The following is a 13,823-nucleotide window of genomic DNA, read 5'->3' as shown; positions in this document are numbered from 1 at the left end:
CCGCCGCCGCGCCGGCCTCGGCCTGCTCGTCGACGACGCCTGGACGGGCCGGCGCCGCCACCCCCGCACCCTGTCCGGCGGCGAGACCTTCCAGGCGGCGTTGTCCCTGGCCCTGGGCCTGGCGGACGTGGTCACCGCCGAGGTCGGCGGTCGCCGTCTCGACGCCCTGTTCATCGACGAAGGATTTGGCACTCTGGATGCCGACAGCCTCGACGAGGTGATGGCCGTCCTCGACGAACTACGCTCCGGCGGTCGTCTCGTCGGCCTGGTCAGTCATGTCATCGAACTGCGCACCCGCATCCCCAACCAGATCCGCATCCTCAAGGAGACCACCGGCAGCCGCGTCGAAACCACCCCCTGAGCGCGGCCCTTGCCACGAGACAGGCCGGCAGGCACGCGTGAGGATCATCTCAGCGGGTGGGCAGGAGCAGGACGAGGTCGTCGCGGTGGATGATCTCGCGCTCGTAGGTGGGGCCCAGCTCGGCGGCGAGTTCGGCGGTGGAGCGGCCGAGCATCTGCGGTAGTTCGGCGGCGTCGAAGGCGACCAGACCGCGGGCAACGGGCTGGCCGTCGGGGTCGACGAGGTCCACCGGGTCACCGGCGGCGAAGTCGCCGTCGACGGCGAGGATGCCGGCGGGCAGCAGGGACGCCCGGCGGCGCACCACGGCCGCGACCGCGCCGGCGTCCAGACGCAGCCGTCCCTCGGGAGCGGTGGCGTGCGCGAGCCACAGCAGGCGGGAGGCGCGGCGTGGTCCGGTCGGATGGAAGACCGTGCCGACCTCGTCGCCGCGCAGGGCGGCGGCCGCGTTCGCCGCCGAGGTGATGATCGCGTGCAACCCGCCGGACGCCGCCATCCGGGCCGCCTCGATCTTGGTGGCCATGCCGCCGCTGCCGACCCCGGCGGTACCGGTGCCGCGGGCGGTCAGGCCGGCGAGGTCGGCGTCGGAGCGCACCTCGCGGACCAGGTTCGCCGGCCCGTGCCGCGGATTGGCGTCGTACAGGCCGTCCACGTCGGAGAGCAGCACCAGCAGGTCGGCCGAGACGAGATGGGCGACGATGGCGGCCAGCCGGTCGTTGTCACCAAAGCGGATCTCCTGGGTGGCCACCGCGTCGTTCTCGTTGATGATCGGGACGACGCCGAGCTCGAGCAGACGGTCGAGGGTGGTGCGGGCGTTGCGGTAGTGGGTACGGCGGATGACGTCGGTGGCGGTCAGCAGCACCTGCCCGACGTGGACGCCGGCCCGTCCGAACGCCTCGGCGTAACTGTGCACCAGCGAGCTCTGCCCGACACTCGCCGCCGCCTGCTGGGTGGCGAGGTCGCGGGGGCGGCGGGCAAGTCCGAGCGGAGCCAGGCCTGCGGCGATCGCGCCGGAGGAGACCAGCACCAGATGTCCGCCTTCGGCCGCCCGCGGCACCAGCGCGCTGACCAGAGCATCAAGACGTCCGACGTCGAGGCCCCCAGCGGCGGTGGTCAACGAGGACGAACCGACCTTCACCACCACCCGCTGCGCACCGGTGACGAACCCGCGCACGTCCAGCACCCTCCACCATCCGTGGGCATCCCGCCCGGTCGTCGACCGGGACCAACTCCTGGCCGGACGCGCTACGCCGGCCCCGAACCGCCCGGTTCCGCGGAACCGGCCACGTCCGACAGGGCGAGCTCCGCCGCCCGCCTCGGGTCGGCCGGGTCGACCGGATCTGCCGGATCTGCCGGATCTGCCGGATCTGCCGGGTCAGCCGGGTCAGCCGGGGCAGCCGGGGCAGCCGGATCTGCCGGGTCGTAGGTGCGGGCGCGCTCGGCGCGGGCCATCCGTTCGGACCGGGTGAGCCGGACCGAGGAACGCAGCCGGTCGTCGGAGCCGCGCGGCCCGAGGTGAATCTCGTCGTCGACCGCCGGGTCAGGCTGCGCGGTCGCGGCCTGCTGGCCGTCGGCGGCGGTGACGTAGCCGCCGCCGCTGAGCGTCGGCTCCCACTCGAATGTCACCTCACCGATCGTGACCTCGACGCCGGGAGTGGCCCCCAGGCGGGCCAGTTCCTTTTCGACGCCGAGCCGGGCGAGCCGGTCGGCGAGGAAGCCGATGGCCTCGTCGTTGGTGAAATCGGTCTGGCGCACCCACCGTTGCGGCTTCGACCCGGTGATGAGGAAACCGTCCTCGCCCTGCGTCGTCACCACGAAGTCGGGTTCGTTCACCGCCCGGGGACGCAGCACGATCCGGGTCGCGGTCTGGACCGGCGCGGCCGCGCGAAGCTCGGCCACCCGGGCGGCCAGCGCCAGGGACAACCCGTGCACGCCCTGGCGGGTCGCCGTGCTGATCGCGAACACGTCGAGCCCGCGGGCGCGCAGATCCGGGGCCACCAGCTCGGCAAGGTCCGCCGCGTCCGGGACGTCGATCTTGTTCAGGACGACCAGCCGGGGCCGGTTCGACAGGTCCGCCGAGTACGCGGCGAGTTCGGACTCGATCACGTCCAGGTCGGTCAGTGGGTCACGGCCGGGCTCGAGCGTGGCGCAGTCGAGCACGTGCACGATCAGTGAGCACCGCTCGATGTGCCGCAGGAACTCCAGACCCAGGCCACGGCCATCGCTCGCCCCGGGGATGAGCCCGGGTACGTCCGCCACCGTGTACGGGGGGTGGTCACCAGCCTGGGCGACACCGAGATTGGGGACCAGAGTGGTGAACGGATAGTCGGCGATCTTCGGCCGGGCGGCGCTGAGCACCGACACCAGCGACGATTTGCCGGCGCTGGGGAAACCGACCAGCGCGACGTCGGCGACCGTCTTGAGCTCGAGGATCGCGTCGAGCTGCTCGCCCGGTTCCCCGAGTTCGGCGAAGCCGGGCGCCTTACGCCGGGCCGAGGCCAGCGCCGCGTTACCCCGCCCGCCACGCCCACCACGGGCCAGGATGTACGCGCTGCCGGCGCCGACCAGGTCGACGAGCTGCTCGCCGTCCTCGCTGAGCACCACCGTGCCGTCGGGGACGGAGAGCACGAGATCCCCGCCGGCCGCGCCGTGCCGGTTGGATCCCTGGCCGGGACGTCCACGGGTGGCCCGCTGATGCGGGTGGAAGTGGAAGTCGAGCAGCGTCGTCACGCTCGGGTCGACCACGAGGCGGACGTCGCCACCGTTGCCGCCGTCGCCACCGTCCGGCCCGCCCAGCGGCTTGAACTTCTCCCGGTGGATGGACGCACACCCGTGCCCGCCGTCCCCGGCCGCCGCATGCAGTGTCACTCGGTCGACGAAGTTCGACACCCCGCCTCCTCTCCCCTGCTCGTCCCGCTCGGGGCCGGACGTGCGCCCAGCCCCGTACATGCCAAACCGCGCGCGCCCATCCGGTAGCGGCTCGAAACCACAACAGGAGGACACGCGCGGTTCACGCACTCACGTCGAGGTGTGCTCCCAGCCGGCCACACCGGCCGGAGCCACCAGGCAGCCCGGTCAGGCCGCGGCGACCGCCACTTCGGCGACGATGTCCACGACCCGGCGACCCCGCCGGTACCCGAACTGCACGTGCCCGGCGGACAGGGCGAACAGAGTGTCGTCCTTGCCCCGCCCGACCAGCTCGCCCGGGTGGAAGTGGGTGCCCCGCTGGCGGACGATGATCTCGCCGGCCTTGACGAACTGGCCGCCGAACCGCTTCACACCGAGCCGCTGGGCGTTGGAGTCCCGACCGTTGCGCGAGGAGCTCGCGCCTTTCTTATGCGCCATCGGAGTCAGGCCTTCCCGGTCTCGATGCCGGTCACCTTGAGCCGCGTCAGCTTCTGGCGGTGCCCCTGACGCTTGTGGTAGCCGGTCTTGTTCTTGAACTTGTGGATCCGAATCTTCGGACCCTTGACGACGCCGACCACCTCGGCGGTCACCGCGACGGACGCGAGTGCGTCCGCGGCGTGGGTGACCGACTCACCGTCGACGAGCAGGAGCGCCGGAAGGTTCACGGCCGCGCCCGGCTTTCCCGAAAGGAGCTCGACGTCGACGACATCGCCGACGGCGACCCTGTGCTGCTTGCCGCCGCTGGCAACGACCGCGTACACCAGATCTCCCTGCTGTTGTCATTCCGCTGTGACCGCATGACGCCGTGCCCACCTGCAGCACAGGCCCTACGGAGCTTGGGTGCGTACCTCACCGCATGCCGGATCCGCACGAACGCCCGGACCGCACGAACGCCCGAACCGCACCATGGCCGGGCTTCAGCTCCCCGGGGGGAGGACCCCGACCCGGTGGGACACGCGACCTCCACCTTACAGGTCCTCCGCACAAGGGTGACGGCCGGGAGCCGGGCAGGCGATGAGCGGGGGCCCACCAGCCCCGCCACGGGTCATGCCGAGGATGACTCGGACGGGCCATGGCGACCTCCGACCACGAGGAGAAGCATAGATCGTCCACATGGGGGGCCGTCTGCGGGGATCGCGGACATGCACACCGGCCTGGTCATGCACGCCGGCTTGGTCGTGCACGCCGGCCTGGTCACGTCGGGGGTGATGAGGATGGTCTGGCAGCTGCTGGTCTGGGGCACCGCCGCCGCAACCGCGGGGGCACTCGCCGCCGCCTGCCGTCCGGCCGCGGCAGCGGCACGCCGTCATGTCGTCGCCCCCGGCACCGCGGCGGCGGCGACCGGCGCGCTGGTTGTGTTGGCCGTCACCGGGCTGGCACTGAGTGCCCTCGGCAGCGTGCCGGCCTGGGCCGGCGCCTGCTGGCTGTCGGCCACCGCCGGCGCGGCGGGCTGGATCGCCCTTCGGCGTCAGGATCCGGCTGTCTGGGGCCTTGTGGTCGAGCCGCTACCAGTGCCGGCGTCGGCGGCGGTCCCGGGGCCAGCGGCCGAGGCGGAGCCGCCGCCGCGGATGCGCCCGGATCTTGCCGCTCAGGACGATCTCGTCCAGTCGCTGACCATCGCCTCCTACGCGCTGCAGATGGGCGATGCCCGGCGTGCCCACCAGGCCGTCGAGGCAGCCCTGAGCCGATCACGGGCGACTCTCGATGTCCTGTTGCGGGAGGATCCGGGCCGCCGGTTCGTGCGCGCCGCTCCCGCCGCCGCGTCCCGTCCGACCTCGCCGAACCGCACAACCCCCGCGAGCCGCCCGACCCCGCCAGGCCGTACCTCGGCACCGGGCCGGATGGCCACGCCGAACCATCCGGGCCATCCGGTGTCCCAGAGCCGTCCGGCCGGCCCCACCGCCGCGTAACGCCCTCGTCCATGGGGGCGGGGCCCCCGACCAGGACACGAGGCGGCATTTCTCGGTCAGGCATCTGGCCCGTTGGCGGGCCCACTGACACGGTGGGCCCGCCAACGGACGCTTCAGCTGTCGAGGTGCTCCGCTGGTTCCGGCGCTGTGGCCGTGGCCGTGGCGGACGAGGAGACCGCCGGCGACGGAGCTTCTTCCGCGGACGGCTTCGATGCGGGTCGGGACGCCCGGCGCCGTCGACGGGCCGGCTTGTCCACACCCGCGTCCCCGCCGGCGAGGCTGTCGGGATCGTCGGAGTTCGCGTAGACGGGTGGGGTCACGTCACCCGCCGCGGGCGCGGTCACCGCGCTCGACGCGAGACGGTGCCCGTTACCGTTGATCGCCACGACGCCATCGTCCTGCCCGGCGTCGGGTAGGTCGGCGTCCACGGATCCGACCTGCGCCGCGTCCGCCGGCACAACGACGGGTGAGGATGCTGCCTGCGTGACGGCCGCGACCAGCGCCGGACCGCCCGCCGCCCGTGTTGCCGCGGAGCGGGAGCGCCGGCTGCTGCCACCGGACGTCGAGCCGGTCCCGCCAGCCGCGGCCGACTCGGACTGGCCACCCGGGGCCGCCGGGGCGGCCGATCCTTCCGGGGCAGCCGATTCCAGCGGGGCGGCCGTGGCCGGCTGCCCGTGACCGTTGTGGCCCTGGCCCTGACCCTGGGGAGCGTGACCGTTCTGACTCTGACCGTTCGGACCGTGGCCATGGCCGTTGTGGCCGTGGACCGACTGGTCGTGGCCGCCGCTACCACCGCCGTTGAGATGAATGGTCACGCCACGGCCGTTGCAGTGCACGCACTGCTCGCTGTAGGCCTCGAGCAGGCCCTGGCCGACCCGCTTACGGGTCATCTGGACCAGGCCGAGGCTGGTGACTTCGGCGACCTGGTGGCGGGTGCGATCGCGACCGAGGCATTCGGTGAGCCGGCGTAGTACCAGCTCCCGGTTGCTTTCCAGGACCATGTCGATGAAGTCGATGACGATGATCCCGCCGATGTCGCGCAGCCGGAGCTGGCGGACGATCTCCTCGGCGGCTTCGAGGTTGTTCTTGGTGACCGTCTCCTCGAGGTTGCCGCCCTTACCGGTGAACTTCCCGGTGTTGACGTCGACCACCGTCATCGCCTCGGTGCGGTCGATGACGAGCGAGCCGCCCGAGGGCAGCCAGACCTTGCGGTCGAGGGCCTTGGCGAGCTGCTCGTCGACCCGGTAGTCGGTGAAGACGTCGCCCGTGCCGGTGTAGCGACGGATCCGCGGGCGAAGATCGGGCGCGACGGTGTCGATGTACTCCTCGATGGTGCGGGCCTCGCCGGAGCCCTGCACGACGAGCTCGGTGAAGTCCTCGTTGAAGATGTCGCGGATGACCCGCACGACGAGGTCGGGCTCGCCGTAGAGCAGCGACGGCGCGGACGCCTTCTTCGAGCGGCGCTGGATGTCCTCCCACTGCGCGGCGAGGCGTTCCACGTCGCGGGCCAGTTCGGCCTCGCTCGCTCCCTCGGCCGCGGTGCGCACGATCACGCCGCCGTCCTCGGGCGTGATCTTCTTGAGAATGCTCTTGAGTCGAGACCGCTCGGTGTCGGGCAGCTTGCGGCTGATGCCGGCGTTCTGGCCGTCCGGCACGTACACGAGGTACCGGCCCGGCAGGCTGATCTGGCTGGTGAGCCGGGCGCCCTTGTGGCCGATGGGGTCCTTGGACACCTGGACAAGCACCGACTGCCCCGACTTGAGCACCTGCTCGATCTTGCGGGGACGACCGTCAAGCCCGGACGCGTCGTAGTTGACCTCACCGGCGTAGAGCACGGCGTTGCGGCCCTTGCCGATGTCGACGAACGCCGCTTCCATGCTGGCCAGCACGTTCTGCACCCGGCCGAGGTACACGTTGCCCGCGTACGAGGCGGAACTGGCCCGGGTGACGAAGTGCTCGACGAGCACCCCGTCCTCCAGCACGGCGATCTGGGTGCGGTCGCCGGCATGACGGACGATCATCCGCCGTTCGACGGCCTCGCGGCGGGCGAGGAACTCGGCCTCGGTGACGATCGGCGGGCGGCGCCGTCCGTTGTCACGGCCTTCGCGACGCCGCTGGCGCTTGGCCTCGAGCCGGGTCGAGCCGCTGAGCCCGCGGACCTGGTCCTCGTCGCGGCGGACCTCGTCGCGGCGGATCTCGCGCACATGGACGACCGTGTTCGGCGGGTCATCGGGAGTGGTCGCCTCCTCGCCGCCGGTGCGCCGCCGCCGACGCCGCCGACGCCGCGAACCGCTGGCGCGATCATCGTCTCCGTCGACCTCGTCACCGTCTCCGTCGGCCGCGTCCTCGACGTCGTCCGAGGCCTCGGCGGCCTGTGCCGTCTCGCCGTCCCATTCCGTCACCTCGGACGAACGCCCGGCCACGGTGACGGAGACGGCCGGGTCGTCGGCCGCGCCGGACGACGGGTCGCCCGGCGCACCGACGGTGGCAGTCTCATCGCCGGGAAGGTCGGAACCGTCCTCGTCGCCGCGAGCCCGGCCGCGACCGCGACGACCACGCCGACGTCGCCGCGTCGAGCCGGAGCCCGTGCCCTGCTCGTCGTCGTCGTCGAAATCGCCGTCGTCGATCTCGGTGAACTCCCCGGACTCAGCCTCGCCGGGCGTGATCTCCTCGTCGTCCTCGTCGAGGGCGGGCCCGCGGGTGTCCGGCCTGGCGACGGCGGTGTCGCTCGGTTCGGCGAAGGCTGCTGCCGCCGGGGGGACGTCCATGTCGTCGGAAATCGGCGTGGCCGGTGGGACCTCGCGGCGCCAGCGGGGCTCGACCGCCGGTACCGGCGCCTGGAAGGTCACCATCGCGACGGGACGGCGCGTCACGGGTCGGGCCGGTGCCGGTGGTGCCGGCTCGGTGGCGGCATCGGTCCAGGTCGGAGCGGTGACCCGCCGGGACCTGGAGCGGCTGCGGGTCCCCGGTGTCCTGGCCGGCTCGCCGCCGGTCGATTCACCTTCCGCCGTAGCCGCGGTGTCCACACCAGCCGGGTCGTCCACACCAGCCGGGTCGTCCGCATCGGTCTCGGGGACGACCTCGGCGTTCACCTCGGCCGTGGGAGGTCTGGGAGCGGTGTCGGACGCGTCTGGAGCGAGGCTCCCGGCCGGCGGCGCGGGAACAGTCGGCGATGCGGCCTCGACGACGACGACCGGCTCGGCCGGCACGGTCGCGGCTTCGGTCTCAGGTGCCAGGACGACCACGGCCGGTGCGGCACCGTCGCCCGTCGGCGCGGAGTCGGCCAACGCCGGGTCGGCCACCTCTGCGGCAGGCGACGCGGCCGCGGCGGTGTTCTCGGTGGTGCCGGTGTTCTCGGTGGTGCCGGTGCTTTCGCTGGAAGCTCGACGCCGCGTGCTGCGGGGCCGGGTACGGGCACGGGGTTGCGCAGCGGCGCCGTCGCCCGCCACCGGTTCGCCGACACCGGCAGCGGCGGCGCTTTCCGCGACGGACACACCGGCGGATCCCTCAGCGCCGGCGACGAACGGTGCCGCGTCGGGTTCCACCGAAGGGCTGACGGGACCGGAGGTGGCCCGACGGGCACGAGTGCGACGGGTCGCCTTGGGAACCTCCGGCGCAGGCGCCAGGGACACGTCCGCAGCGGTCGGCTCGGCCGGCACCTCGACGGACGGCCTCGCCGTCGTCGGCGAAGCGGCGACCGACGTGTCGGCCCCCACGTCGGTGTTGGTCGCCGGGCCGGTGTCGGGGACGGCGACGGTGTTGGTCGCCAGGTCGGTGTTGGGGACGGCATCGGCGTTGGGGACGGGCTCGGAGCCGGCCGGGGTGGTGACGGGTGCCGCCTCGCGCACCGCACGACGGCTCCGGGTACGCCGCGCGGGGGCGGCCGGCGCCTCGACGGCGGGCGACTCGGTGGCCGGGCTCGCCGGCTCGGTACTCGGGGACACCGCGCTCGGTGTCTGCGGGATCAGTGCCTCGGCGCTCACGGTCTGCGCGGCCGGGGCGGCGGATGCTCCGGATGGCTCGGATGCTCCGGATGGCTCGGATGCTCCGGATGGCTCGGATGTTCCGGATGGCTCGGATGTTCCGGATGGCTCCGAGCCGGCCTCGGTCGCCTTCGCCCGGGAGGCACGGCTGGATCGGGCGCGCGGTGTCGTGGCACCGGCGCTGCGGGTACGTCGCCTGGCGGCTGGTGCCGGGGCGGCGTCGCCCCCGTCAGCCGACTCGGCGGGGGGGCTGGCCGCGATCTCGCCGGCCGGGGCGGGTGGCGGGGTCGCCGGCCCCCCGTCCCTGACGGGTGCGGCCTCGGACGGGGTGGTCGACTCCGTGGCGGCGGGTGGCTCGCTGGGCGCACCGGCGGCACGTCCCGCCGCTCGGCGCCGACGCGGCGCAGGGCGAGGGGACTCGGGGTCTGTCTGGGTGGTCAGGTCATCGTCGGGCACGGGTTAAGAAGCCTCTCGGGCTCCCGGGCGCGCTGCAGGTGCAGTCGCGACCGCGCAGAAGCCACTGTCTCGGTCCGGCGCGAACAGCGCCGGGAAATCCTGCGACGCCCTGCATCACGCTGAGGAGCGACCCACCAGCCGGCCAGCGTCGTTGCGGTCCGGCGCCAGCGGATCCGCCAGCGTTCCATCGTCGAGCAACCGGCCCTGGTAAAGCCGGGTGGGCTCGGGAGGAGCCGACGGGCGCAGACCGGCTACCACGTACAGGGCGGTCAGCACATCGTCTGGTCGCACAGCGGGCGTCGTGTGCCGCGCGACCAACTCCAGTATCGCACATGTGTCGTTCTCCGCACGGCAAACAGCCAAGACCACAGCTGCCCGGGCGTCGAAGCGCCGTCGACCGTCCTTGGTCGCCCGCTCCACCTGCACCTCGTCCCGACCCAGCAGCTCGGCCACCGCGGCGGACAGGTCCGGTTCGGTGACCGTCGGCAGCCTGATCAGCCAGCGGGAGGCGTCGATCCGATCGGCCAGGCCGCCCGACCCGCTGACCAGGACGGCGTCGAGCACGTCCAGACCGGGCGGCAGCGCGGCGTCCAGTGCGGCCCGCAACCAGGCCGGGTCGACCACGGTGGCGAGCGCCAGTTCGACGTACTCGGCCTCGCTGGCAGCCCCGGTCGGCGCCGCGCCCACCCAGGAGATCCGCGGATGCGGGCTGAACCCGGCCGAGTAGGCCATCGGCACCTCGGCCCGCCGCAGGCCACGCTCGAACGCACGGGCGACGTCCCGGTGTGACAGAAATCTCAGTCGCCCGCGCTTGGCGAACCGCAGCCGGACCCGGCCCACGACGGGCGGCGGCGGCGGACCCTCAGGTCGACGCGCCACCGCGCACCACCGCCTCGCTGCCGGCGGAGACGCCCGCGATCGGCAGCAGGGTACGGCCGGTCGGGCCGATCTGCGTGTCGGTTCCCATGGTCGGGCACACCCCGCAGTCGTAGCAGGGCGTCCAGCGGCAGTCGTCGAGTTCGGTTCCGCGCAGGGCCTCCTGCCAGTCGGCCCACAGCCAGTCCCGGTCGAGGCCGGCGTCGAGGTGGTCCCAGGGGAGCACCTCGCGTTCGGCCCGCTCCCGGGTGGTGTACCAGTCCAACGAGACGTCCAGCGGCTCGAGCTCGGCGGCGCAGGCCGCGGCCCACCGGCCGAAGGAGAAGTGCTCGTTCCAGCCGTCGAAGCGGCCACCCTCGCGCCAGACCCGTTCGATCACCGCGCCGACCCGGCGGTCCCCGCGGGCCAGCAGACCCTCGATGATGCCGGGGCGCCCGTCGTGGTAGCGGAATCCGACCGCCCGGGCGATCTCCCGATCGGCCCGCACCCGGTCACGCAGCAGCTTCAGCCGGGCGTCGGTCACCTCGTGGGCGGCCTGCCCGGCCCACTGGAACGGGGTGTGCGCCTTGGGCACGAAGCCGCCGATCGACACCGTCGCGCGGATGTCCCGATGGCCGCTGGCGACCCGGCCGGCCCGGATGACCTCGCGGACGAGGTCGGCGATCTCGAGCACGTCCTCGTCGGTCTCGGTGGGCAGGCCGCACATGAAGTACAGCTTCACCTGACGCCAGCCGTGCGCGTAGGCGGTGCTGACCGTGCGGACCAGATCCTCGGCGCTGACCATCTTGTTGATGACCCTGCGCAGCCGCTCGGAGCCGCCCTCGGGGGCGAAGGTGAGCCCACTGCGCCGGCCGTTGCGGGAGAACTCGTTGGCCAGGGTGACGTTGAACGCGTCTACCCGGGTCGAGGGCAGACTGAGCGACACCTTGCTCTCGGCGTACCGATCGGCAAGACCGGTGGCGATCCGGCCGATCTCGGTGTGGTCGGCGCTGGACAGCGACAACAGCCCGACCTCGTTGAAGCCGGTCGCCCGCAGCCCGGCGTCCACCATCGCGCCGACGGTCTCGATGTTGCGCTCGCGCACCGGACGAGTGATCATCCCGGCCTGGCAGAACCGGCAGCCACGGGTGCAGCCGCGGAAGATCTCCACGCTCATCCGCTCGTGCACGGTCTCCGCGAGCGGCACCAGCGGTGCCTTCGGGTAGGGCCACGCGTCCAGGTCGGACAGGGTGTGCTTGCTCGGCCGGGCGGGAACGTCGTCCCGGTTCGGCCGAACCGCCTCGATCCGCCCGTCCGCACGATAGGTGACGTCGAAGAACGCCGGTACGTACACCAGCCGCCGCCGGGCGAGGCGGGCCAGCAGCTCGACCCGTCCACCGGGGCGCCCGGCCGCCTTCCAGGCACGCACGACGTCGGTGATCCCGAGCACCGCCTGCTCGCCGTCACCGAGGACGACGGCGTCGACGAAGGTGGCGATCGGCTCCGGGTTGAACGCGGCGTGCCCGCCCGCGATGACCAGCGGATCGTCCTCGCCGCGCTCGGCCGCGTGCAGCCCGATGCCGGCGAGGTCGAGCGCGGTGAGCAGGTTGGTGTAGCCGAGTTCGGTGGAGAAGCTCACGCCGAGCAGGTCGAAGTCGCCGACGGCGCGGTGGGCGTCCACGGTGAACTGGGGCAGCTCGTACTCGCGCAGGAGTTCCTCGAGATCCGGCCACACCGAGTAGGTGCGTTCGGCCAGCACGTCGGGCTGCTCGTTGAGAATCTCGTAGAGGATCTGCAGGCCCTGGTTGGGCAGGCCGACCTCGTAGGCGTCCGGATACATCAGGCACCAGCGGACGGCGGCGGACTCCCACGGTTTGACGACGGAGTTCCCCTCGCCACCGACATACTGCACGGGCCGGCGCACCCGCGGGAGCAGCGGCTCCAGGCGAGCGAACAGCGACTGTCCGGACATGCACGCGAGCCTACGGCACGCCACGACCGGCGCCGACCGGTCACCGCCTCGGGTCCTACAGGGCGTACGGGTCCGACCGCGACCGGAGCCGGACGTTCTGCAGCAGTCCGACGGCGGTCATGTTCGCAAACATGGACGAACCGCCATAGGACAGGAATGGCAGCGGCAGCCCGGTGACGGGCATGATGCCCAGGCACATCCCGATGTTCACGAACGACTGGAACGTGAACCAGCAGACCACGCCGGTGGCGATCAGCGCCCCGAAGGAGTCCTGCGAGCCGAAGCCGATCGACAGCGCCCGCCACAGCACCACCCCGAGCAGCACGACGATCCCGGCGGCGCCCAGGTAGCCGAGCTCCTCCCCCGCGACGCTGAACACGAAGTCGGTCTGCTGCTCGGGGACGAACTGGCCCTGGGTCTGCTGGCCGTGCAGCAGACCGCGACCGAAGATCCCGCCGTTGGCGATGGCGATCATCGCCTGGTTGACGTTGTACCCGGTACCGCTGGCCGCCTTGTTCTCCGAGACGAAGGAGGTCAGCCGGGCCTCCTGGTAGGGCGCCAGCAGGTGGAACTGCAGGATCGCGGTGCCGAAGAGCACCCCGCACAGGACGAGCCCGAGCACCCAGCGCCGCGGGGCACCACTGACCGCCAGCATGCCCAGCACGGTGAACACCAGCACCATCACGGTGCCGAAGTCCGGCTGCAGCATGATCAGACCGATCGGCACGATGGTCAGGCCGAGGACTAGCAGCACGTCGGCATGCCCGGGGGCGCTGTGCTGGATGCCGGTGTGCCGGTCCTCGTGTTTCTCCCCCAGGATCATCGCCGCGCCGACGACGAGGGCCACCTTGGCGAACTCCGACGGCTGCAGTTGGAAGCCCGCGGGCAGCACGATCCACGAGTGGGCGCCGTTGATCGTCGACCCGAGCACCAGCACCGCGACCAGACCGACGAGCGACCCCAGGTAGACGAACGGGGCGTAGGCCCGGATCACCCGGTAGTCGACGACCGTGGCGACCGCGCCGAGCAGCAGGCCGATGACCAGGTTCAGCAGATGCCGCTTGAGGAAGGTCTGTGGGTCGCCGTGGGCCTCGTCGAGACGCTGCCGGGTGGCCGACCACACCAGCAGGGCGCCGATGCCCGACAGGGCGATGACGCACAGCTGCAACGTCCAGTCCAGCCGGCGTACCGGCGAGTGCCGCCCGGACGCCCGATCCCGCAGCTGCCCGATCCGCCCTCGCACCGCCACCGGGGACGACCGCAGCGCCGTCGGCCCCGCCTCCTGGTTCATCCCCACCGCCTCCCTCATCCCTGTGGTACCTGGTGGACCCGTCAGGTCCGTCTGCACACGTGTCGCCGGCAGCGAGCCCACCCAGCCCATG

Annotated in this window: 11 protein-coding genes; 3 read left to right on the top strand and 8 right to left on the bottom strand. The window is 72.5% G+C overall.

Translation table 11 applies throughout. The features are described 5' to 3' along the window. Positions 1–361: SbcC/MukB-like Walker B domain-containing protein (locus ND747_RS09145; protein WP_285900228.1), on the top strand; the 361-nt coding region annotated here is incomplete at its 5' end. Positions 362–410: 49 nt separating this feature from the next. On the opposite strand, the gene proB is transcribed toward ND747_RS09145, so the two are convergent. The 4 genes from proB to rplU all read right to left on the bottom strand — a co-directional run bounded on the left by proB (position 411) and on the right by rplU (position 4,026). Next, complete coding sequence (proB, locus tag ND747_RS09140) at positions 411–1,532, bottom strand: glutamate 5-kinase (protein ID WP_251733060.1); 1,122 nt, start codon at positions 1,530–1,532, stop codon at positions 411–413. Between the two features lie 71 nt (positions 1,533–1,603). Continuing rightward, positions 1,604–3,247: a GTPase ObgE gene (gene obgE / locus ND747_RS09135; RefSeq protein ID WP_251733059.1), complete on the bottom strand. Its 1,644-nt coding sequence runs from the start codon at positions 3,245–3,247 to the stop codon at positions 1,604–1,606. A gap of 186 nt (positions 3,248–3,433) precedes the next feature. Continuing rightward, positions 3,434–3,703 (bottom strand): 50S ribosomal protein L27, encoded by a 270-nt coding sequence (gene rpmA / locus ND747_RS09130; RefSeq protein ID WP_251733056.1) that lies wholly within the window; start codon positions 3,701–3,703, stop codon positions 3,434–3,436. A 5-nt stretch (positions 3,704–3,708) separates the two neighbouring features. Then, positions 3,709–4,026, bottom strand: a complete 318-nt coding sequence (gene rplU / locus ND747_RS09125) for a 50S ribosomal protein L21 (protein WP_163548120.1) — start codon at positions 4,024–4,026, stop codon at positions 3,709–3,711. A 381-nt stretch (positions 4,027–4,407) separates the two neighbouring features. On the opposite strand from rplU, the gene ND747_RS09120 reads away from it, so the two are divergent. Continuing rightward, positions 4,408–5,175 (top strand): MFS transporter, encoded by a 768-nt coding sequence (locus ND747_RS09120; protein WP_251733055.1) that lies wholly within the window; start codon positions 4,408–4,410, stop codon positions 5,173–5,175. 113 nt (positions 5,176–5,288) lie between these two features. Here ND747_RS09120 and ND747_RS09115 read toward each other — a convergent pair whose 3' ends face one another. Beyond that, a complete protein-coding gene (locus tag ND747_RS09115; RefSeq protein ID WP_308204590.1) occupies positions 5,289–9,023 on the bottom strand; it encodes an Rne/Rng family ribonuclease in 3,735 nt (1,244 codons plus the stop codon). Between ND747_RS09115 and ND747_RS29740 the strand changes: the two genes are divergently transcribed. Next, complete coding sequence (locus ND747_RS29740; RefSeq protein WP_251733054.1) at positions 8,998–9,621, top strand: hypothetical protein; 624 nt, start codon at positions 8,998–9,000, stop codon at positions 9,619–9,621. The two genes, ND747_RS09115 and ND747_RS29740, sit on opposite strands and share 26 nt — an antisense overlap. Positions 9,622–9,728: 107 nt before the next feature. On the opposite strand, the gene ND747_RS09105 is transcribed toward ND747_RS29740, so the two are convergent. The 3 genes from ND747_RS09105 to rodA are packed head-to-tail and all read right to left on the bottom strand — an operon-like array spanning position 9,729 to position 13,732. Beyond that, positions 9,729–10,493 (bottom strand): TIGR03936 family radical SAM-associated protein, encoded by a 765-nt coding sequence (locus tag ND747_RS09105; RefSeq protein ID WP_251733053.1) that lies wholly within the window; start codon positions 10,491–10,493, stop codon positions 9,729–9,731. Further along, on the bottom strand, positions 10,477–12,441 hold the full coding sequence (locus ND747_RS09100) for a TIGR03960 family B12-binding radical SAM protein (protein WP_251733052.1): 1,965 nt from the start codon (positions 12,439–12,441) through the stop codon (positions 10,477–10,479). Before ND747_RS09100 ends, ND747_RS09105 begins: the two co-directional genes overlap by 17 nt. 55 nt (positions 12,442–12,496) lie before the next feature. Then, positions 12,497–13,732, bottom strand: a complete 1,236-nt coding sequence (gene rodA, locus ND747_RS09095) for a rod shape-determining protein RodA (protein WP_251733051.1) — start codon at positions 13,730–13,732, stop codon at positions 12,497–12,499. Positions 13,733–13,823: the final 91 nt, after the last annotated feature.

It is taken from the genome of Frankia sp. R82 (genome assembly GCF_023716925.1).
Lineage (GTDB): Bacteria > Actinomycetota > Actinomycetes > Frankiales > Frankiaceae > Frankia.
This window is presented reverse-complemented; position numbering and strand designations above follow the sequence as displayed.